Source organism: Streptomyces sp. NPDC031426 (assembly GCF_055581585.1).
In genome coordinates this window covers 78,697-98,398 of sequence record NZ_JBVIJE010000006.1, presented here as the reverse complement: position 1 = coordinate 98,398, position 19,702 = coordinate 78,697, and the positions used below count along the sequence as shown (strand labels likewise).

Genomic DNA, 19,702 nt, shown 5'->3' with positions numbered 1-19,702 from the left:
GGTGCCCCTCGCTCGTTCAGCGGGCGCTACGGCTCTACTTGCCGAAGTACGCGTCGTAGATCGTGATCTCCGACGTGTTGCCCTGCCTGTCGGTGATCTCGGCGCGGAAGGAGACGGACTTGCCCTTCGCCGGGTTCTTCACGGTGATCCTGCCGCCGCGGACGTCGACCTTCGTGAAGGTCTTGCCGTCGTAGGAGACGTACACCGCGAGGGACTTGAGGTTGCGGCCCGCGGCCGAGCCCTCGACGGTGACCGGGAAGGTGACGGTCCTGCGGGCGGCGACCCGGCTGTCCAGGCCGGTCGTGGCGCCGTAGTGCAGCACGGAGGCCGGGAGCTGGACGGCGGCGCCGGACACCTTCTTGGAGCGGAAGGTCCAGGTCGCGTCGATCCGCGAGGAGGCCTGGGCGACCTTCGCCGAGCGCTCGACCGAGGTGGTCAGCCGGTACGCGGCGTCACCGGCCGGGACCTTGAAGGTCGTGTCGCCGAACAGCGGGTCCTCGTTGGAGCCGACCTTGGTGCCGTCGCGGTACAGGGTCGTGTTCACCGAGGTGAACTCCGAGTACCCGGCGTGGCTGCCGGAGTCGGCGAACAGCGGCAGCGAACCGTAGATCTCGTCGCCGTTGCGGAACAGGCCGAGGTCCTTGTCGACGTGCGGGCCGAAGACGGCGGTGTTGACCGTACGGGTGTAGCTGTGGCCGGCCTTGAAGGAGGACTGGCCGAGCGTGTAGCCCGCGTCCTGGACCGGGAAGCCGTCCTGGTCGCGCCCGCCGTACTGGCTGAAGTCCAGGTCCCACAGGACCCCGCCGCCCGCGGACACGTGCAGGGTGCGGGTGCCGGGCAGCTTCTGCGGGATGCCCACGGAGGAGGCGCTGGAGCTGCCGGGCAGCCAGCCGATGGCGCTGATCGAGCCGGTCTTGCCGCTCGCCGCGGCCCCGAGCCGGGCCTTGACGGTGGCCAGCTCACCCGTCTTCCAGTGCTTGGTGTAGCCGGTGGCGAGCTGTCTGACCGGGCCGCCGGAGGTGACGTCGTACTCCTCGCTCATGCCCTTGCTCCAGTGGCCGTCCCACTGCTGGAACAGCTGGCCGGCGGGCAGCTTCGGGCCCAGGTGGGCGGTGCGGAAGTTCCTGTACGAGTCCAGCAACCAGCTGTAGCTGTACTCACCGTCGCCGAGCGTCAGGGAGTACCCCGGTGCGGCGAACTCAGGCTTGGCGCCCGAGGCCGGGACGGTGATGTCCACCGGCCTGGCCTTGCGCGCGTCGATGGTGACGGTCTGCTTCTTGGAGACGGTCAGCTTCGGTTCGGCGATCCAGTCGGTGCCCTTGGTGCCGTTCTTGTCCACGAAGACGGCGGAGTTCAGGATGTACGTGCCCTTGGGCGCGCGCACCTTCACCGTGCCGGACTTGTCGTACGGGCTCAGCTCCGTGCCGCTCGCCAGACCGGCCACACCGCTGAGGGTGGCGTTGTAGAACTGGCCCGGCTTGCCGTCACGGCCGATGACCTTGAGCGTGATGTCGTACGACTCCACCTCGCGCTCCACCGCGGCGGCCGTGCGGACCGTCTGGCCGGCGCCGGTCGCGGTCACGTACGCGGAGTAGGCGCCGTCGAGGGTGCCGCCGAGCCTGGTGTCGACGGTGAGGCCGACGGAGGCCTTGCCGTGCGCGGGGACCGTCAGCTTCGTCGCGGCGAGCCTGAAGAAGCCGGACGGGGCCGCGTGGCCCTTGGGGTCGAGGGCGGTGCTGCTCAGGCTGAGCGTGACGTCCTTGTCGCCGAGGTTGCGGTACGTCACCTTCTTGGTGACCGGCTTGTCGTCGGTGTGCGGCCACTGCTGCATCCCGAAGCTCACCGACACCGGGTCGGCGATCACGGACTGCCCGATGGCCTTGTCCACCGCGATTCGGCCCGAACCCTGCTGGTACGGCGTGTAGTTGCCGCCCTTGGCGGAGCCGGTCAGCGCGCCCTTCAGCTCGGCGTAGCCCCAGTCGGGGTGCTCCTGCTTCAGGATCGCGGCGGCGCCCGCGACGTGCGGGGTGGCCATCGAGGTGCCGGAGATGGTCAGGTAGCCCTCGGGCTTCTCGCCGACCTCCTGGTCGATGACGCTGCCCTTGGCAGCGGCGGCGGTGATGTCCACGCCGGGCGCGGTGACGTCGGGCTTGATGGCGTAGTCGCCGAGGCGCGGGCCGGTGGAGGAGAAGTCGGCGAGCTTGTCCTTCTTGTCGACGGCGCCGACGGTGAGCGCGGCGTCGGCGCTGCCCGGCGAGCTGATCGAGTCGGGCCCGTCGTTGCCCGCGGCGATGGCGAACAGGATGCCCTTGGTGGCGGACAGCTTGTCGACCTCGGCCTCGAGCGGGTCGATGCCGGGGCTGTCGTAGCCGCCGAGGCTGAGGTTGACGACGGAGGCGCCCTGCTGGGCCGCCCACTCCATGCCGGCCAGGATGCCGGAGTCGTCACCGGAGCCGGTGTCGTCCAGGACCTTGCCGTTGAGGATCTCGGCGTCCGGGGCGACTCCCTTGTACTTGCCGCCCGACTTGGCGCCGGTGCCCGCCACGATGGAGGCGACGTGGGTGCCGTGCCCGAAGTGGTCGGTGGCGTCGGCGGCGCCGGAGAAGTTCCTGGACGCGATCACCTGGTCCTTGAGGTCCGGGTGGCTGGTGTCCACGCCGGTGTCCAGGACGGCGACCTTCACGCCCTTGCCGGTGTAGCCGGCCTTCCAGGCGACCGGTGCGCCGATCTGCGGCACGGACTTGTCGAGGGAGGCCTTGCGGACGCCGTCGAGCCAGACGTGTGCGATGCCGGAGACGGTGGTGTCCCCGCGGGTGACGGCGTGCCACAGCGCGGCGGTGTCCTTGACCGGCGTCTGCACGGCGTCGGCGTTGAGGGCGCTCAGGCTTCGGCGCAGCTTGCCCGCGCCACGGACGTCCGCCTTGGCGGCCGCGGCGGATCCGGTGTAGCCGACGATGACCTTGAGGCCGTTCCTCTGGGCCCGGCGGGTGGCGGCCTTGTTCAGCTCGGTGACGTCGAACAGGCGCTGGTCCAGCTTGCCGGAGGCGACCAGGTGGGCCGCGTCGACCGGGATGACCAGCGTGTGGCCATCGGTCCTGCGGACCTGGAAGGGTATGTGCTCGCGGCCCTTGGCCCGCTGGAGGCCGACGATCCGGCCCTTGGCGTCGAGGACGACACGGTCACCGGTGATGAGCGTGACATGGGTCTTCGCCCTCGCCGCGAGCGCGGAGGCGGCGGCCGGGGTGCGCTCGGCGGGCCTCGCCGACGCCGGGCTGGTCATACCCGCTGCGAGGGCGACGGCTGCGGCCGTGGCCACGCTGGCCGCAGCAGCTCTTTTCACTTGTCTGCGCAAGTTCTCCCCCTGGAGATGGAGTAGCGGGCGAATTCCCCGTTCACCCGACCGGGGGTGGTCTCGTACGCATGAGCGTCAATCCCCGGATCACGCAGTATGCCGGGGGGTGATCAGTCGGCTCAATGGATGAGAGGACGGTAAGAAAGAGCGACGGGAAACTGTTACGCCGTGGCCGGGACACCGTTACACAGCCGCGAAGTGCACTGTCCGCGAGCGGAGTTACGGGCCGTCAGGCGCCCGCGTTCTGATGAAGGTCAACCCGTGCTCCTTCCATAGGCACGGTCCCGCACTTGACCCCGGCGACGACATCGGCCGACCCAGCGAGCCCACACCGACGTCAACAGAAGTGGTGCGGTGCCGCCCTCGAAGGGCGGCACCGGGAAGCTGTGGGACGGGTCGTCGGACCGTGAACCGTCAGACGGCCGAACCGGCCTTCCACTGGGCCCAGTCCATGTTCCAGCCGTTTAGGCCGTTGTCCGGGGCGACGGTCTTGTCGCCGGTGTTCTGGACGACGACCACGTCACCGATCAGGGAGTTGCTGTAGAACCAGGCGGCCGGGGTGCTCGCGTCGCCGGCGCCCTTGACGTCCTGCAGGCCGACACAGCCGTGGCTGGTGTTGACGTTGCCGAAGACGGACGGCGCGCCCCAGTAGTTGCCGTGGATGAAGGTGCCGGAGTTGGTCAGGCGCATGGCGTGCGGCACGTCCTTGATGTCGTACTCGCCCTTGCCGTCGGAGTCCTTGAAGCCGACGGTGGCGCCGTTCATACGGGTCTGCTTGAACTTCTCCGAGATCACCATCTGGCCCTCGTAGGTGGTGTGCTCGGGGGCGCCGGCGGAGATCGGGATGGTCTTGACGACCTTGCCGTCCTGCGTGACCTTCATCTGCTTGGTCTTCGCGTCGACGTAGGAGACCTGGTTGCGGCCGATGTGGAAGGTGACCGTCTTCTGCTGGATGCCGGTGACGCCGGGCGCGCCCTGGACGCCGTCGAGGGCGAGTTTCAGGGTGACGGTGGCGCCTTCCTTCCAGTACTGCTCCGGACGGCAGTCCATGCGGTTGGCGTTGAACCAGTGGCAGGCGACCTCCTGGCCGCTGCTGGAGGTGACCGTGACGCCCTTCTGCACGGCCGCCTTGTTGGTGATCGCCTTGTCGAAGTTGATCGAGACCGGCATGCCGACACCGACCGTGGAGCCGTCCTCCGGGGTGAAGGTGCCGATGAAGCTGTTGGCCGGGGAGACGGTGGTGAAGGAGGCGTTCTCGTTGGCTATGCGGCCCTGGGCGTCCTTGGCCGCCGCGGCGACCTTGTAGGTGGTCGAGCGCTGCAGCTGGACGGTGGGCTTCCAGCTCGTCTTGTCGGCGGAGAGCTGACCGGCGACGGCCTTGCCGTCCTGGGTGGTCATGGTGACGCCGGTGAGCGTGCCCTTGCTGACCGTCACGGCGGCGGAGTTGTTGATCGACGCGTTGTCGGAGCCGTCCTTCGGCGTGATCGTGATCTGGGCCTCGGAAGACTTCTTCGCGGCCGCCGCGTCGGCCTGGGCCTGCGAGGATTCACCCTTGTCGGACGACTTGGAGTTGCCGCCGCCGGAACAGCCCGTGAGGGCCAGGACACCACCGAGCAGTGCGGACGCGGCCATCAGACCCTTGCGCCGCTTACTGTCCGTCATCACACGCTTCTCCATCGTCGCCGATTCGCCGAAAACCCCGAGTGCCCCCGCAAGAACCTTCAACGCTACGGCCGCGCCGCCCCGTTCCACACACGTGGGATCTGTGGGGCACACCACGTCCGCGATGCGCGGGGGCGCCGGTGGTGCGGGAGTCAGTCCCTGCACGAGACGGCGAAACCCCGGACGGCGGTTGCCGTCCGGGGTCAGCGCTGTCCCGGAACGCTCAGCCGATGCCGCCCTCGTCCTCGTCCTCCTCATCGTCCTCATCCAGCTCCCAGTCGGGCGAGTCCGGGTCGTAGTCGATCCGCTCACTCGACCAGGACGCCTGCTGGAGCTCCACCCCGGGCACCTCGCTGACCAGATCGAACGGGTCCACGAGATATGCCAGGGCCTCCGCGGTGTCTTCCGTCACAGCGGCCTCGGCCTGGCTCCGCTCCGCCTCGGGCAGCTCCGGATCGGCGGCGAGCCGGCGCAGCGCGGCCTTGGTGACCGCGTCCTCGTCCTGCACTTCGAGGACCAGCTCCACTCGAAGCCGTACAAAACGTGATGTCTCTTCAGCGTTCATGGCGCGAGCGTACGACTGAAACCTCCCGTGACTTTCCTGTGACCCGCGACTTTCACTAACATCGCTCCCCACGGCCAATTCGCCAGCGTCACAAGGGGATCGATATTCCGTGTCATCCGCTCGCCGTCCGCTGCTGACCGCCACCGCCGCGGGCACCCTGTTGTGCGCGCTGTGGTTCGTCCCGTCCGCGAACGCGTCGCAGGACTCCTCGGGCAGAGCGAGCGCGGAAACCTCCACCACACAGCTGACCCAGCAGGCCAGGGCGGTGTCGCAGGCGACCGCCGAGACCGCTCGGGAGGCGGCGGACGACACCCAACTCGCCGACACCGGAAGCATCGACACCACGCCGTACGTCGTCGGCGGCACCCTCTTCCTCGGTGTGGGAGCGGGCTTCGTGGTGTACTCGGTGCGCCGCGAACGCCTGGGCTTTTAGTTTTCCTTGCCGAATCCTTGACGGGCCGCACACAGTTCGGCCATGAAGAGGTCATCGGGCGTACGGCTGTGCGCCACGGCAGCTGTGGGTGCACTGTCGTTCGTCCTTGTCACGGGCTGTTCCGGCGGGGATTCCGGCGGGGATGCGAAGGGCTCCGGTACGACCGCGAAGGCGCTGGGCGCCGCGGAGTTGAAGAAGCTGATCATCGCCGGGGGCGAGGTGCCCGGCTTCAAGGTGGGGGCGGTGCGGCCACCCGGTCCAGGGCCATCACCAGCGACAGCGCGTCCTGTCGGCCGCTGGCCCGTGTGATGAGCGGGCTCCCGCCGGCCGACACGGCGGCCAGGACCGACCGTATGGCGACGGAGAACCAGAAGAAGACCCCCACGTCCAAGCCGACCTCCCTGGACGACCTCGACGAGGGGAAGTCCGAGGAGACGATGCACAAGTCCCTGGACCGCGACATCACCACGGTCACCCTGGCGTCGTACGACGGGGACGGCGCCGAGAAGGCCCTCGCGTCGGTCTCCACCGCGGTGAAGGACTGCGGGAGCGGCTTCCCCGCCCAGCAGGCCGGTACCAAGCTGCGGTTCACCAAGGTCGCCGAGGAGAAGGCGACGGGCACCGGGGACGGTTCGGTGGCGTTCGCCGCGACCATGAACTCGGACGAGGGGGACCCGGCGCCCGCCCATGCCGAGGTCGTCCGGCTCGGAAACACCCTGTCGGTCTATTTCACGACGAACCTGGGCGCGATCATGGCCAAGAAGGCGTACACGGTGTCGCCGGAGGTCGTCAAAGCCCAGCTGGCCAAGCTGAAGTGACACGACAACAGGGGCCCCGCACCGGCAGGGCCCCTGTTCTCGCGCGGAGACGTTACTGCAGCGGGCCGGTGACCGACTCCACGGCGGTGACGAGGTGCCCCTCACGCACGAACGCGTCGGCGGCGGCCAGGTCGGGCGCCAGGAACCGGTCCGGGCCCGGCCCCTGCACACCGGCGGCGCGCACGGCCTCGATCACGGCCTGGGAGGCGTGCGCCGGGGTGAGGCCCTCGCGCAGCTCGATGGCGCGGGTGGCCGCGTACAGCTCGATGGCGATGATCCGGGTCAGGTTGTCCACGGCGGTGCGCAGCTTGCGCGCGGCCGACCAGCCCATGGACACGTGGTCCTCCTGCATGGCGGAGGACGGGATGGAGTCCGCGGAGGCCGGTACGGCGAGCCGCTTCATCTCGCTGACCAGGGCGGCCTGCGTGTACTGGGCGATCATCAGGCCGGAGTCCACACCCGCGTCGTCGGCGAGGAACGGCGGCAGACCGTGGCTGCGGTTCTTGTCCAGCAGCCGGTCGGTGCGGCGCTCGGCGATGGAGCCGAGGTCGGCGGCGGCGACGGCGAGGAAGTCCAGGACGTAGGCCACGGGCGCGCCGTGGAAGTTGCCGTTGGACTCCACGCGGCCGTCGGGCAGCACGACCGGGTTGTCCACGGCGGAGGCCAGCTCCCGCTCGGCGACCAGGCGGGCGTGCGCCATGGTGTCGCGCCCGGCACCGGCGACCTGCGGGGCGCAGCGCACGGAGTAGGCGTCCTGGACGCGGGGGGCGTCGTCCTGGTGGTGCCCGGTGAGCTGCGAACCCTTCAGCACCGCCAGCATGTTGGCGGCGGAGGCGCCCTGGCCCGGGTGCGGGCGGATGGCGTGCAGCTCCGGCGCGAGCACCTTGTCCGTCCCGAGCAGTGCCTCCAGGCTGAGGGCGGCGGTGACGTCGGCGGACTTGTAGAGGGTGTCGAGGTCGGCGAGGGCCATGATCAGCATGCCGAGCATGCCGTCGGTGCCGTTGAGAAGGGCCAGTCCCTCCTTCTCGCGCAGCTCGACCGGCTTGATCCCGTGTTCGGCGAGCAGCTCGCCGGCGGGCCGTACGACCCCGTCGGGCCCCTCCGCGTCCCCCTCGCCCATGAGGGCCAGGGCGCAGTGGGACAGCGGGGCCAGGTCGCCGGAGCAGCCGAGGGAGCCGTACTCGTGCACGACCGGGGTGATCCCGGCGTTGAGCACGTCCGCCATGGTCTGCGCGACCTCGGGCCGGACGCCGGTGTGCCCGGAGCAGACGGTCTTCAGCCGCAGGAACATCAGGGCACGTACGACCTCGCGCTCGACCCGCGGCCCCATGCCGGCGGCGTGCGAGCGGACGATGTTGCGCTGCAGCTGCGCGCGCAGTTCCTGGCTGATGTGCCGGGTCGCCAGGGCGCCGAAGCCGGTGGAGACGCCGTAGACCGGGTCCGGCTTGGCCGCCAGCGCGTCCACGATCTCCCGGGCCGCCGCCAGGGCCGCCACCGCCTCCGCCGACAGTTCGACACGGGCCCCGCCGCGCGCCACGGCGAGCACGTCGGACGCCGTGACACCCGACGTCCCCACCACCACAGTGTGCATATCCATATTCAGGAGCGTACGCATTGAATGCAGGGATGTCACTAGTGGAGTACGGGAGCGACCCTTACCGATCCGTGTGGGCTTCGCCTCACGGCCGGCGCCCGCGGAAGCGGCGCCGTTCGGCGGGCGACACGTGCGGCGGCTCGTCGGCCAGCCGTACGACCGGGTCCTGCGGCCCGTCCCGGCCCGCCACCACCGGCCGGTCGCCGCGCAGGGCCTTGGCCCGGTACTGGGCGGCGTCGGCGAGCCGGAACAGCCGCCGCGCGTCCTGCACCTCCCCGATCGGGTCCTCGGTCGAGGCGACCCCGCACGCCACGCCTTCCCCCAGCTCCAACTCCCCGGCCCGGCGGCACAGTTCGTCGGCGGCCTTGACCACGTCGTCGGCGGGCGGCCCGACGGCCAGCAGACAGAACTCGTCCCCGCCGAGCCGCGCGACCAGCGCGCCCGGCACCATGGCGCCACACAGCGACAGCACCGAGCCGAAGCGTTCCAGCAGCCGGTCGCCGACGGCGTGCCCGAGGGTGTCGTTGACCCGTTTCAGCCCGTTGAGATCGCAGACGACGAGGCTGACGACCACGCCCTCCGTGCGATGCCGCTCGACCGCCTCCTCCAGGCGCACGTCCACGGCCCGGCGGTTGGCGAGTCCGGTGAGGGCGTCGGTGTACGCGAGCCGGCGGGCCTCCTCCAGCCGCTCGGTCTGCGCGAGCCCGGCCGCGACGACGGCGGCCAGCACGGTCGCGAAGTCGGAGTCGGCCCGGTCGAACACGGGCGCCTCGACGGGCCGGGCGACGTACAACTCGCCCCAGGCCCTGCCGTGCAGCAGGACGGGGGCGACGACACAGCATCCGCGTCCGCGTCGCCGCAGGGCGGCGACACGCCGATGGAAGTACCCGGGGGTGCCGGCGGCGGTCCCCTCGGCCGTCTCCACCCATGCGTTCGGTCCGCCCCCGCCGGCCCAGCGCTCGTGCAGGAACTCGGTGATCTCCGGGAACTGGTGCACGGGATAGGCCTCGGACTCGGGGAACTCCTCTTCGTCCGGGCGCCGGTCTCCCACGTTCACGAGGACCCGCAGCCGGCCCAGCTCGCGCTCCCACACCGACAGCGCGGCGAAGCTGCCGTCCAGCGCCCGGCAGGCGCCGAGCGCGGCGGCCTGCCACGAGTCCCGCGGGGTGTGCGCCGCCGCCATGCCCTGCGCCAGCGCCACGACTGCGGCTAGCCGCCTATCCTCACCCATTACTCCAGGTTAGGGACGATTTGGGGTAATCGGGACATTGGCGGGGCGAACAGGTGGGGTGGAGTCACAGGCCGCTCACTCGCCGGGCCACTCCGGCTTGCGCTTCTCATTGAAGGCCGCCACGCCTTCCGCCCGGTCCCCGGAGAACGCCACCGCACGCCACGCGGCGTCCTCGACCTCCAGGCCCGCCCGGAGGTCCAGACCGTGCCCCAGTCGCAGCGCACGCTTGGCGGCCCGCAGGCCGACCGGTGAGTTGCCGGCGATGCCGGCGGCCAGCGCCAGCGCCTCCTCGCGGTCGCGGCCCTCGTCCACGAGCCGGTCGACCAGCCCCAGCTCGGCCGCCTCGGCCGCTTCCACCCGCCGGGCCGAGAAGATCAGCTCAGCCGCCCGAGCCGCCCCGACCCGCCGCGGCAGCAGCTGCGTACCGCCGCCGCCGGGAATCACGCCCACGGACACCTCCGGCAGCCCCACCACCGCCGTACGGTCGGCCACGATCAGGTCGCAGGACAGGGCCAGTTCGAAGCCCCCGCCCAGCGCGAACCCGTGCACCGCCGCGATGGTCGGCATCGGCAGCTCCAGCACCCCGGTGTACGCGCCGCGCGTCAGCGGCCGCTGCCGCAGCAGATCGGCGTCGCTGAAGGAGTTCCGCTCCTTCAGGTCCGCGCCGACGCAGAACGCCCGCTCATGGCTGGAGGTCAGGACCACCACGCGCGCGTCCCGGTCGCCGGCCAGCGCCGTGCACGCGGCGGTGAGGGAGCGGGCCATCTCCGTCGAGACGGCGTTCATGGCCTTGGGCCGGTCCATGACCAGCTCCGCGACCCGCCCGTGCCGCCGTACCAGCACGAACTCCCCGAACCGCTCCTCGCTCATGGCATCCTCCGGCTCACTGTTAACCACGGTTAACGCATTGTCGGCCCGATCATCGCAGCCGCAGCCGACCCCGGGAAAGTCCAGGGGGCTACGCCCGTTCGAGTGACATCCCGGCCTTCTCACCCCACATCACCCACAGGACCGCATAGCGTGCGTCCGCCACGGCACGCCCGGGGCACGGCCGGGAGGGGAACCGGGGAGGGGAACCATGGCGGCACCGATACGTGCACGTGCGGCGGAGACGGAAGAAGAGGGCCGGGACTCGGAAGAGCGCGGCGAGCCGGCCGGTGCGTCCGGCGTACGGCGCGGTCGGCACCGCAAACCGCGCCCCCGCAAGGTGCTGCTGGCGGCCGGCGGTCTCGCCCTGGCGGCGGGCGTGCTCAGCCTGGTCCGGGTCTCGCCGGAGTCGGGCGTCGGCGCCCCGGGCACGGCGGAGGCCGAGCCCCGCGCCGGCGGCGGCGCCACGGACCACGCGGCGAACACCGCCGCGACGACGGCCGCCGGCCCCACCGCAGTGCCCTCGGCGACCTCCGTCATGGGCGGCAGAAGCCTCGCGCCGGCCGACACGGCCACGGCCACGGCCACCGGTCCGGCGGCGCCGAGCGCACCGGCGGGACGCACCACCGCGCCGACCGCGACCGCCCTGCCGACCGCTCCGGGCTCCACCACCGGCGCCACACCGGGGCCCTCGGCGACGACATCCGCGCCGCGCCCGGCCCCCACGACCGCCGCACCCGCGCCGACCACCCCGGCGCCGGGCAACAGCGCCCCCGCGCCAGGCCCGGGCGGGTTGTGCGTACCGGTGCTCGGCCTGTGCGTGGACGTCCGCTGAGCAGGTCGCAGCGCCTACGACTGGCCGTCGCGGCGGGTGAGCAGCCAGGGCTCCACCACACCGAGGCCACGCACCGGGCGCTGCCACATCGGCTGGAGCGCGAAGCGGTACTTCGGCGGCTCCTCGCCCTCCTTCTCGGCGGCGGCAGCGGCCTCGGCCGCCTCGGCCTCGGAGGCGGGAGCCTCGCCGGTGCGGATCAGCTCCTCGGCCAAGGCGCTGTCCACCAGCACGGCGTCCCGGGGCGCTATGGACGTCAGCCGGGAAGCCAGGTTGACCGTCGTACCGAACACATCACCCATACGAGTGGTGACCGTGCCGAACGCCATGCCGACCCGCAGCTCGGGCATGGTCTCGTCGTTCGCCAGCGTCTCGACCAGGCGCAGCGCGATGTCCGCGGCCGTACCGGAGTCGTCCGCCGCGTACAGCACCTCGTCGCCGAGGGTCTTGATGAGCCGGCCGCCGCGCGCGGCCACCAGGTCGGCGGCGGTGGTCTCGAAGGCCTCGACCAGCTCGCCGAGCTCCTCCTCTTCCATCCGCCGGGTCAGCCGGGTGAACCCCACCAGGTCGGCGAAGCCGACGGCGAGCCGCCGGTCGACCATCTCCTCGTCGTCGGCCGACTGCACAACACGTCCGGCCGAGGCGGCGAGCTGCCGCCGCCACACATAGACCAGGAACTCCTCCAGCTCGGGCAGGAGCAGCTCGACGATCGGGTACGTCACCTCGGTGCGGGTCATCCCGGGCTCGGGCGGCTCGGTCAGGCCCTCCAGGAAGGAATCCATCTGCCACTCGGCCAACCGGGCGGTGGTCTGCCCGGTGGACCGGGCCACCTGCACCGCCATGGCCTCGCTGAGCAGCCCCGCCTCGACGAGACCGGCGAGCCGGCGCAGAGCGAGCACGTCGGCCTCCGTCAACGCCTTGGCCTGCCCGATGTCCGCGAACCCCATCGCCCGCCAGAACCGGGACGCCAGCTCCATGGAGACACCGGCGCTGCGGGCCGCCTGGAACGGCGTGTAGCGGCGCTCGGCGCCCAGGATGAGCTGTTCGAGGCGCAGGGCCAGCGGGTCCTCGCCGGGGTCGGCGGCGTCCGCGCCCGCACCGGAGCCCGTGTCGTCGACGGTCACGCCTGCTGCCCTTCCGATCTGTCGCGGTCAGGTATCGACCGGCCTCAACTCTACGGCAGGTGTGCGCCAGCTCACTCCGTTGGGTTTGGCCGACGGTTCCATTCCCGGTACCGGATGTGCTCCCCGACGTTGGCGCCGGCCACCCCCGGGGGCTGCGCCCCCGGACCCCGCATCGGGGCAGGTCCGGGGCGACCCCGCCGTCGCCGAGCACCGGTCCAGCGTGGCTGCTCGCGCAGTTCCCCGCGCCCCTTTGGGGCGCTGCCCGTGCCGTCGGCTTCCTGGCCCCGGCGGCGCCCCAGCCGCCCACGGCGGGCAGGGGACGTGCCGGGGGTGTCCGCCCGCAGCGGTTGGCGCGTCGACACCGGGACCTGACCGGCCGACCGATTCCGCGCCGTTCCGAGGACGGACACCCCCCGGCGCGGCCCCGACCCCAAAACGGCACTCGGCGCTACGCGCGCTCCCATCCATCCGCAGAGGCGCCGCAGGCCCCCGCGCACACCCCACCCAGCCGCAGAGGGCCGTAGGCACCCGCGCACACCCCACCCAGCCGCAGAGGGCCGTAGGCACCCGCGCCGCAGGCACCCGCTCACGCAGGCCGCAGATGCACGATGTCCCCCGCACCCACAGGCTCCTGCACCCCCGCCTCCGTGGCGATGACGAGACGGCCGTCCCCGTCGACCGCCACCGCCTCGCCCACGATCGACCGCTCCCCCGGCAACTCGGCCCGCACGGCACGCCCCAGCGTGGCGCACCCCGCCGCGTACGTCTCCTGAAGACCGCTCACCGCGGGGTCACCCCCCGCGCCCCGCCACCGCCCGTACCAGTCCTCCAGCGCCCGCAGCGCCGCCCGCAGCAGCGGATCCCGGTCCGTCGAGACCGCCCCGGCCAGCGCCAGCGACCCCGCCTGCGGCACCGGCAGCTCCTCCGCCCGCAGGGTGACGTTGATGCCGACGCCGATGACCACACCGTCCGTACCGGCCCGCTCGGCGAGGATGCCCCCCGCCTTGCGCTCCTCGCCCGCCACGGTCACCAGCAGGTCGTTCGGCCACTTCAGGGCCGTGTCCACGCCCGCCGCCCGGGACAGCCCGGTCGCCACGGCGACACCGGTGAGCAGCGGCAGCCAGCCCCACCGGGCCACGGGCACCTCGGCGGGCCGCAGGAACACGGAGAAGAACAGGCCCGAGCGCGCCGGCGCCGTCCACCGGCGGTCCAGGCGCCCCTTGCCGGCCGTCTGCTCCTCCGCCACCAGCACCGCCCCCTCCTCGGCCTTCCCGGCGGCGGCCCGGGCGACCAGGTCGGCGTTGGTGGAGCCGGTGCGCTGCACCACGTCCACCGCGCTGTACCGGCTCCCCTCCCGGACCAGCGCGCGCCGCAGTGCCGCGGCGTTCAGGGGCGGACGGTCCAGGTCGGACCAGCGGCTGTCGTCTGATGCATTGTGCGGCGTCATGCAAGTCACCCTAGGTGTGGGAAACGCCGCACTGCCGACCCACAGGCCCAGCACTACTCTACGGATGAGTAACCGTCCCCCCTTTTGAGCAGGCAGGGAGCCGCGATCCCGATGTCCGAGCCGGAAGAGATCGATATCCACACGACCGCGGGCAAGCTCGCGGATCTGCAGCGCCGCATCCACGAGGCGACGCACGCCGGCTCGGAGCGCGCCGTCGAAAAGCAGCACGCGAAGGGCAAGCTGACGGCCCGTGAGCGGATCGAGCTGCTGCTCGACGAGGGCTCCTTCGTCGAGCTCGACGAGTTCGCCCGGCACCGGTCCACGAACTTCGGTCTGGAGAAGAACCGGCCGTACGGGGACGGTGTCGTCACCGGGTACGGCACCGTCGACGGCCGCCCCGTCGCCGTGTTCTCCCAGGACTTCACGGTCTTCGGCGGCGCCCTCGGCGAGGTCTACGGCCAGAAGATCGTCAAGGTGATGGACTTCGCGCTGAAGACCGGCTGCCCGGTCATCGGCATCAACGACTCCGGCGGCGCCCGCATCCAGGAAGGCGTGGCCTCCCTCGGCGCCTACGGCGAGATCTTCCGCCGCAACACCCACGCCTCCGGTGTGATCCCGCAGATCAGCCTGGTCGTCGGCCCCTGCGCGGGCGGCGCGGTCTACTCCCCGGCGATCACCGACTTCACGGTCATGGTCGACCAGACCTCCCACATGTTCATCACCGGCCCGGACGTCATCAAGACCGTCACGGGCGAGGACGTCGGTTTCGAGGAGCTGGGCGGCGCCCGCACCCACAACACCGCCTCCGGCGTGGCCCACCACATGGCCGGCGACGAGAAGGACGCCATCGAGTACGTCAAGCAGCTGCTGTCGTACCTGCCGTCCAACAACCTCTCCGAGGCCCCGGTCTTCCCGGAGGAGGCGGACCTCGCGGTCAACGACGAGGACCGCGAGCTGGACACCGTCGTCCCGGACAGCGCGAACCAGCCGTACGACATGCACACGGTGATCGAACACGTCCTGGACGACGGCGAGTTCTTCGAGACGCAGTCGCTGTTCGCGCCGAACATCCTCACCGGCTTCGGCCGGGTCGAGGGTCACCCGGTGGGCGTGGTCGCCAACCAGCCGATGCAGTTCGCCGGCTGCCTGGACATCGACGCGTCCGAGAAGGCCTCCCGGTTCGTGCGCACGTGCGACGCCTTCAACATCCCCGTGCTCACCTTCGTCGACGTACCCGGGTTCCTCCCCGGTGTCGACCAGGAGCACACCGGCATCATCCGGCGCGGCGCCAAGCTGATCTACGCCTACGCCGAGGCCACCGTCCCGCTCATCACGGTCATCACCCGCAAGGCCTTCGGCGGCGCCTACGACGTCATGGGCTCCAAGCACCTGGGTGCCGACCTCAACCTGGCCTGGCCCACCGCCCAGATCGCCGTCATGGGCGCCCAGGGCGCGGTCAACATCCTGCACCGCCGCACCATCGCCGAGGCGGAGTCCGCCGGAGACGGCGAGGCCACCCGGGCCCGGCTGATCCAGGAGTACGAGGACACCCTCCTCAACCCCTACATCGCGGCCGAGCGCGGCTACATCGACGCGGTGATCATGCCGTCCGACACCCGTGCCCACATCGTCCGCGGCCTGCGTCAGCTGCGCACGAAGCGGGAATCCCTGCCTCCGAAGAAGCACGGCAACATCCCCCTGTAAGGAGCCGCTGTGACGATCAGAGTCGTACGGGGCAACCCGACCCCGGAGGAGCTGGCCGCCGCCCTGGCGGTGGTCCGCGCCCGCGCCGCGGCGGCAGCAGCGGCACCGCCCGGCGCGAAGGGCCCGAGGGACGCGTGGTCCGACCCGAGCAGAATCGCCGCCGCCCACCTGCCCAAGCCGGGGCCGGCGTCATGGACCCGCACCTACTGGCCGAGCTGAGGGGTGTCAACTCAGGGGCGCGGGGCTGTATCGATGTGCGGCTCCGCCGCGTGGGCGCACAGTGGTACAGCTCAGGGCGCCAATTGAGTACTCATACTCAGGCGCCCACCCCCACCGGCCCGCACGCTGGACGAGTGCTGTGGTCAGACCCCGAAGACGAGCCGCCGAAGGACATGCGCGAAGCGCATGACATGCTCCGGCGGCTCGGCCTTCTCATGGCCGTCGCCATGATCCTGGCGATGCTGGCCATCGGCCTGAGGTGAGCCGAACGGCACCCCGCGACTAACCTGACCGCATGACTGCTACGCACCGCAGGTCTACGCGCCGCAGGCGACTCGTGCTCGCCTCGAAGTCCCCCGCCCGTCTGGGCCTCCTCCGTCAGGCCGGCCTCGACCCCGAGGTGATCGTCAGCGGCGTCGACGAGGACGCCCTCACCGCCCCCACCCCCGCGGAGCTGGCGCTCGCCCTGGCCGAGGCGAAGGCCTCGGTCGTGGCGGCGAAGCCGGAGGTGCAGGGCGCCCTGGTGATCGGCTGCGACTCGGTGCTGGAGCTGGACGGGCAGGCCCTCGGCAAGCCCGCCGACGCCGAGGAGGCGACCGCCCGCTGGAAGGCGATGCGCGGGCGCGCCGGGACCCTCCAGACGGGGCACTGCATCTGGGACACGGAGGCCAAGCGGTACGTGTCCGGCACCGCCTCCACCGTGGTCTTCTTCGGTGAGCCCAGCGACGAGGAGATCGCGGCGTACGTGGCCTCCGGGGAACCCCTCTACGTCGCCGGGGCCTTCACCCTGGACGGCCGTTCGGCGCCGTTCATCGAGGGCATCGAGGGCGACCACGGCAATGTGATCGGCATCAGCCTGCCCCTGGTGCGCAAGCTGCTGGCCGAACTGGGCGTCGGTATCACGGAGTTGTGGTCACCGGACGAGTGATCTGGGCGGGCACGGAGTCCTGGGGCTCGTCGTCCCCGTCCTGCGGCTCCTCCGCAGGCGGGGCCGGCGAGCCGGCCGCGCCCGGAGCCGTGACCGGTTCGGCCTCGGCCTTCGGGTCGCCGCCCGCGTCCGCACCGCCCTCGGCCGCGGCCGGCTCCGGGCCGCCGTCACGGTCGTACGTCATCAGGAGCAGGACGACGAGGCCGAGCACCGCCACCATGAACAGGAACGCCGTCCAGCCGACCAGGCCCCAGGTGAAGGCGCCCAGCAGGCCGTGCACGACCGCCACGCTGATCAGCAGGACGCGACCCAAGCCCGCCGGGGCGCGGTCGCGTATCGCGACCAGGAGGGCCACCAGGGCGCACAGCGCGAAGTAGAGGCCGAAGACCAGCCCGCCGATCTTCGAGGACACCGACATCATGTGCGGATCGAGGCCGGCCAGGGACATCTTCTGCCGGTCGACGACCACGCCGAGGAACCAGTTCAGCGCCGCGACGAAGACCGCCTCCGCCAGGAGGACGACCGCCACGACCCACGCCACCGGTCTGCGCACCACCGGTCCCCACCCACTCTCAAGCCGCGCTGACTGTTACCACAGGTACGTTCGAGCCATCGCGCACGCTACTAACGGGTAAACCCCGGGACAAGGGTTCGCGCGGCAGCAAAGAATCATTGGGCCATTCGTAGGGACTCGACAAAGAAACAGAGTGGGCCGCAGCACGCCCTCACAGAGACCTTGACCACATGGCCGGGCTAGGGTTTCCCGGAGGAGTCCTGCGTACCGGGGTGCGACAAGGCTTTTCGCCGGTCGAGCGAGCCTCGAATCACGCTCCGTGTGGGCAAGCTCACCACTGGGGACGGGTCGAAGTGCCGTGTCGGCAGTCCCTAAACTCGGCTTGTTTCAAGGAGGGAGCCTCAATCGTGCGCAAGGTGCTCATCGCCAACCGTGGCGAAATCGCTGTCCGCGTGGCCCGAGCCTGTCGGGACGCCGGGATCGCGAGCGTGGCCGTCTACGCCGACCCGGACCGGGACGCTCTGCATGTCCGCGTCGCGGATGAGGCGTTCGCCCTGGGCGGTGACACACCGGCCACCAGCTATCTGGACATCGAGAAGGTGCTGAACGCGGCGCGCGAGTCCGGCGCGGACGCCATCCACCCGGGCTACGGCTTCCTGTCGGAGAACGCCGACTTCGCCCAGGCGGTGCTGGACGCCGACCTGATCTGGATCGGCCCGCCGCCGCAGGCCATCCGCGACCTGGGTGACAAGGTCGCCGCCCGCCACATCGCGCAGCGCGCCGGTGCCCCGCTGGTGGCCGGCACCCCGGACCCGGTGAGCGGTGCCGAGGAGGTCGTGGCCTTCGCTGAGCAGCACGGCCTGCCGATCGCGATCAAGGCCGCCTTCGGTGGCGGCGGCCGCGGCCTGAAGGTCGCCCGCACCCTCGAAGAGGTCCCCGAGCTGTACGACTCGGCGGTTCGCGAGGCGGTCGCCGCCTTCGGCCGCGGTGAGTGCTTCGTCGAGCGCTACCTGGACCGTCCGCGGCACGTGGAGACCCAGTGCCTGGCCGACAAGCACGGCAACGTGGTCGTCGTATCCACGCGTGACTGCTCGCTGCAGCGCCGGCACCAGAAGCTGGTGGAGGAGGCCCCGGCCCCGTTCCTGAGCGACGAGCAGGTCGCCGAGCTGTACCGCGCCTCCAAGGCCATCCTGAAGGAGGCCCGCTACGAGGGCGCGGGCACCTGCGAGTTCCTGGTCGGCCAGGACGGCACGATCTCCTTCCTGGAGGTCAACACCCGCCTCCAGGTCGAGCACCCGGTGACCGAGGAGGTCGCCGGCATCGACCTGGTGCGCGAGATGTTCCGCATCGCCGACGGCGAGGAGCTGGGCTACGACGACCCGGCGCTGCGGGGCCACTCCTTCGAGTTCCGCATCAACGGCGAGGACCCGGGCCGCAACTTCCTCCCCGCCCCCGGCACGGTCACCCGGTTCGACGCCCCGTCCGGCCCCGGTGTCCGCCTGGACGCGGGCGTGGAGTCCGGCTCGGTCATCGGCCCGGCGTGGGACTCCCTGCTGGCCAAGCTGATCGTCACGGGCCGTACCCGCAAGGAGGCCCTGGAGCGGGCCGCGCGCGCCCTGGAGGAGTTCCAGGTCGAGGGCATGGCCACGGCGATCCCCTTCCACCGCGCGGTGGTCGTGGACCCGGCGTTCGCCCCCGAACTGACCGGTTCCACCGACCCGTTCACGGTCCACACCCGCTGGATCGAGACCGAGTTCGTGAACGAGATCAAGCCGTTCGCCGCCCCCGCCGAGGCCGAGGCCGAGGAGGACGCGGGCCGCGAGACGGTCGTCGTCGAGGTCGGCGGCAAGCGCCTGGAGGTCTCCCTCCCGGCCTCCCTCGGCATGTCCCTGGCCCGCACCGGCCTCGCGGCCGGCGCCAAGCCGAAGCGCCGCGCGGCCAAGAAGTCCGGCCCCGTCGCCTCCGGCGACACGCTCGCCTCCCCGATGCAGGGCACGATCGTGAAGGTCGCGGTCGAGGAGGGCCAGGAGGTCAAGGAGGGCGACCTGGTCGTCGTCCTGGAGGCCATGAAGATGGAGCAGCCCCTCAACGCGCACAAGGCGGGCACCATCAAGGGCCTGAGCGCGGAGGTCGGCGCCTCCGTCACGTCCGGCGCGGCGATCTGCGAGATCAAGGACTGACGGCACCAGTCCGAGTAACGCCCGGTGGACCGACTTCGGTCGGCCTGCCGGGCGTTTTGCCTTTCAGCGAGGCGGGCAAGCTGCGACCCCCTGGCGGCGCGGTCCGTGTCGGGCACGGACCCCCACCGAGGAGGGCTGACGGCACCAGTCCGAGTAACGCCCGGTGGACCGACTTCGGTCGGCCTGCCGGGCGTTTTGCCTTTCAGCGAGGCGGGCAAGCTGCGACCCCCCG

General features: G+C 71.4%; 17 protein-coding genes and 1 pseudogene. 9 read left to right on the top strand and 9 right to left on the bottom strand.

The features are described from left to right. Positions 1–34: 34 nt before the first annotated feature. From ACZ5NH_RS13645 to ACZ5NH_RS13635, 3 genes are all read right to left on the bottom strand, one after another. Positions 35–3,340, bottom strand: coding sequence for a S8 family peptidase (locus ACZ5NH_RS13645; RefSeq protein ID WP_468775012.1), 3,306 nt, complete (start codon positions 3,338–3,340; stop codon positions 35–37). A 426-nt stretch (positions 3,341–3,766) separates the two neighbouring features. Continuing rightward, positions 3,767–5,014, bottom strand: coding sequence for a L,D-transpeptidase (locus tag ACZ5NH_RS13640; RefSeq protein ID WP_468775010.1), 1,248 nt, complete (start codon positions 5,012–5,014; stop codon positions 3,767–3,769). Between the two features lie 223 nt (positions 5,015–5,237). Continuing rightward, the gene (locus ACZ5NH_RS13635) at positions 5,238–5,579 is read right to left on the bottom strand and encodes a hypothetical protein (RefSeq protein WP_468775008.1); all 342 of its coding nucleotides are present in this window, start codon (positions 5,577–5,579) and stop codon (positions 5,238–5,240) included. A gap of 109 nt (positions 5,580–5,688) precedes the next feature. Between ACZ5NH_RS13635 and ACZ5NH_RS13630 the strand changes: the two genes are divergently transcribed. Genes ACZ5NH_RS13630 through ACZ5NH_RS13620 form a run of 3 tightly spaced genes read left to right on the top strand, consistent with a single transcriptional unit; the run spans position 5,689 to position 6,830 of the window. Next, complete coding sequence (locus tag ACZ5NH_RS13630; RefSeq protein WP_388620084.1) at positions 5,689–6,012, top strand: LPXTG cell wall anchor domain-containing protein; 324 nt, start codon at positions 5,689–5,691, stop codon at positions 6,010–6,012. 42 nt (positions 6,013–6,054) lie between these two features. Continuing rightward, positions 6,055–6,321: a hypothetical protein gene (locus ACZ5NH_RS13625; protein WP_468775006.1), complete on the top strand. Its 267-nt coding sequence runs from the start codon at positions 6,055–6,057 to the stop codon at positions 6,319–6,321. Positions 6,322–6,365: 44 nt separating this feature from the next. After that, positions 6,366–6,830 carry a hypothetical protein gene (locus ACZ5NH_RS13620; RefSeq protein ID WP_468775004.1) on the top strand — a complete coding sequence of 155 codons (465 nt, stop codon included), beginning with the start codon at positions 6,366–6,368 and terminating at the stop codon, positions 6,828–6,830. 52 nt (positions 6,831–6,882) lie between these two features. On the opposite strand, the gene hutH is transcribed toward ACZ5NH_RS13620, so the two are convergent. The 3 genes from hutH to ACZ5NH_RS13605 all read right to left on the bottom strand — a co-directional run bounded on the left by hutH (position 6,883) and on the right by ACZ5NH_RS13605 (position 10,525). Beyond that, a complete protein-coding gene (gene hutH, locus ACZ5NH_RS13615; protein ID WP_468775464.1) occupies positions 6,883–8,421 on the bottom strand; it encodes a histidine ammonia-lyase in 1,539 nt (512 codons plus the stop codon). Positions 8,422–8,509: 88 nt separating this feature from the next. Beyond that, positions 8,510–9,655, bottom strand: coding sequence for a GGDEF domain-containing protein (locus ACZ5NH_RS13610; protein WP_388620079.1), 1,146 nt, complete (start codon positions 9,653–9,655; stop codon positions 8,510–8,512). A 75-nt stretch (positions 9,656–9,730) separates the two neighbouring features. Continuing rightward, the gene (locus ACZ5NH_RS13605; protein WP_388620077.1) at positions 9,731–10,525 is read right to left on the bottom strand and encodes an enoyl-CoA hydratase/isomerase family protein; all 795 of its coding nucleotides are present in this window, start codon (positions 10,523–10,525) and stop codon (positions 9,731–9,733) included. A gap of 208 nt (positions 10,526–10,733) precedes the next feature. Here ACZ5NH_RS13605 and ACZ5NH_RS13600 point away from each other — a divergent pair, with 208 nt between their 5' ends. Beyond that, a complete protein-coding gene (locus ACZ5NH_RS13600; protein WP_468775001.1) occupies positions 10,734–11,357 on the top strand; it encodes a hypothetical protein in 624 nt (207 codons plus the stop codon). Between the two features lie 14 nt (positions 11,358–11,371). Here ACZ5NH_RS13600 and ACZ5NH_RS13595 read toward each other — a convergent pair whose 3' ends face one another. Then, positions 11,372–12,478 (bottom strand): adenylate/guanylate cyclase domain-containing protein, encoded by a 1,107-nt coding sequence (locus tag ACZ5NH_RS13595; protein WP_388620071.1) that lies wholly within the window; start codon positions 12,476–12,478, stop codon positions 11,372–11,374. A 586-nt stretch (positions 12,479–13,064) separates the two neighbouring features. Continuing rightward, positions 13,065–13,925, bottom strand: coding sequence for a biotin--[acetyl-CoA-carboxylase] ligase (locus tag ACZ5NH_RS13590; RefSeq protein ID WP_468774999.1), 861 nt, complete (start codon positions 13,923–13,925; stop codon positions 13,065–13,067). Positions 13,926–14,036: 111 nt separating this feature from the next. Between ACZ5NH_RS13590 and ACZ5NH_RS13585 the strand changes: the two genes are divergently transcribed. From ACZ5NH_RS13585 to ACZ5NH_RS13570, 4 genes are all read left to right on the top strand, one after another. Beyond that, complete coding sequence (locus tag ACZ5NH_RS13585; protein WP_450981632.1) at positions 14,037–15,629, top strand: acyl-CoA carboxylase subunit beta; 1,593 nt, start codon at positions 14,037–14,039, stop codon at positions 15,627–15,629. A 9-nt stretch (positions 15,630–15,638) separates the two neighbouring features. Further along, entirely contained in the window at positions 15,639–15,848 is a 210-nt protein-coding gene (locus ACZ5NH_RS13580; RefSeq protein WP_451551632.1) for an acyl-CoA carboxylase epsilon subunit, read from the top strand. Positions 15,849–15,982: 134 nt separating this feature from the next. Further along, complete coding sequence (mmpB, locus tag ACZ5NH_RS13575; RefSeq protein ID WP_451002638.1) at positions 15,983–16,111, top strand: morphogenic membrane protein MmpB; 129 nt, start codon at positions 15,983–15,985, stop codon at positions 16,109–16,111. A 32-nt stretch (positions 16,112–16,143) separates the two neighbouring features. Beyond that, a complete protein-coding gene (locus tag ACZ5NH_RS13570) occupies positions 16,144–16,776 on the top strand; it encodes a Maf family protein (protein WP_388620059.1) in 633 nt (210 codons plus the stop codon). Between the two features lie 64 nt (positions 16,777–16,840). Here the strand turns inward: ACZ5NH_RS13570 and ACZ5NH_RS13565 are convergent. Beyond that, positions 16,841–17,332 (bottom strand): annotated as a pseudogene (locus ACZ5NH_RS13565) (hypothetical protein); the annotation flags it as partial. 365 nt (positions 17,333–17,697) lie between these two features. Here ACZ5NH_RS13565 and ACZ5NH_RS13560 point away from each other — a divergent pair. After that, entirely contained in the window at positions 17,698–19,470 is a 1,773-nt protein-coding gene (locus tag ACZ5NH_RS13560; protein ID WP_468774996.1) for an acetyl/propionyl/methylcrotonyl-CoA carboxylase subunit alpha, read from the top strand. The last annotated feature ends 232 nt before the right edge of the window (positions 19,471–19,702 follow it).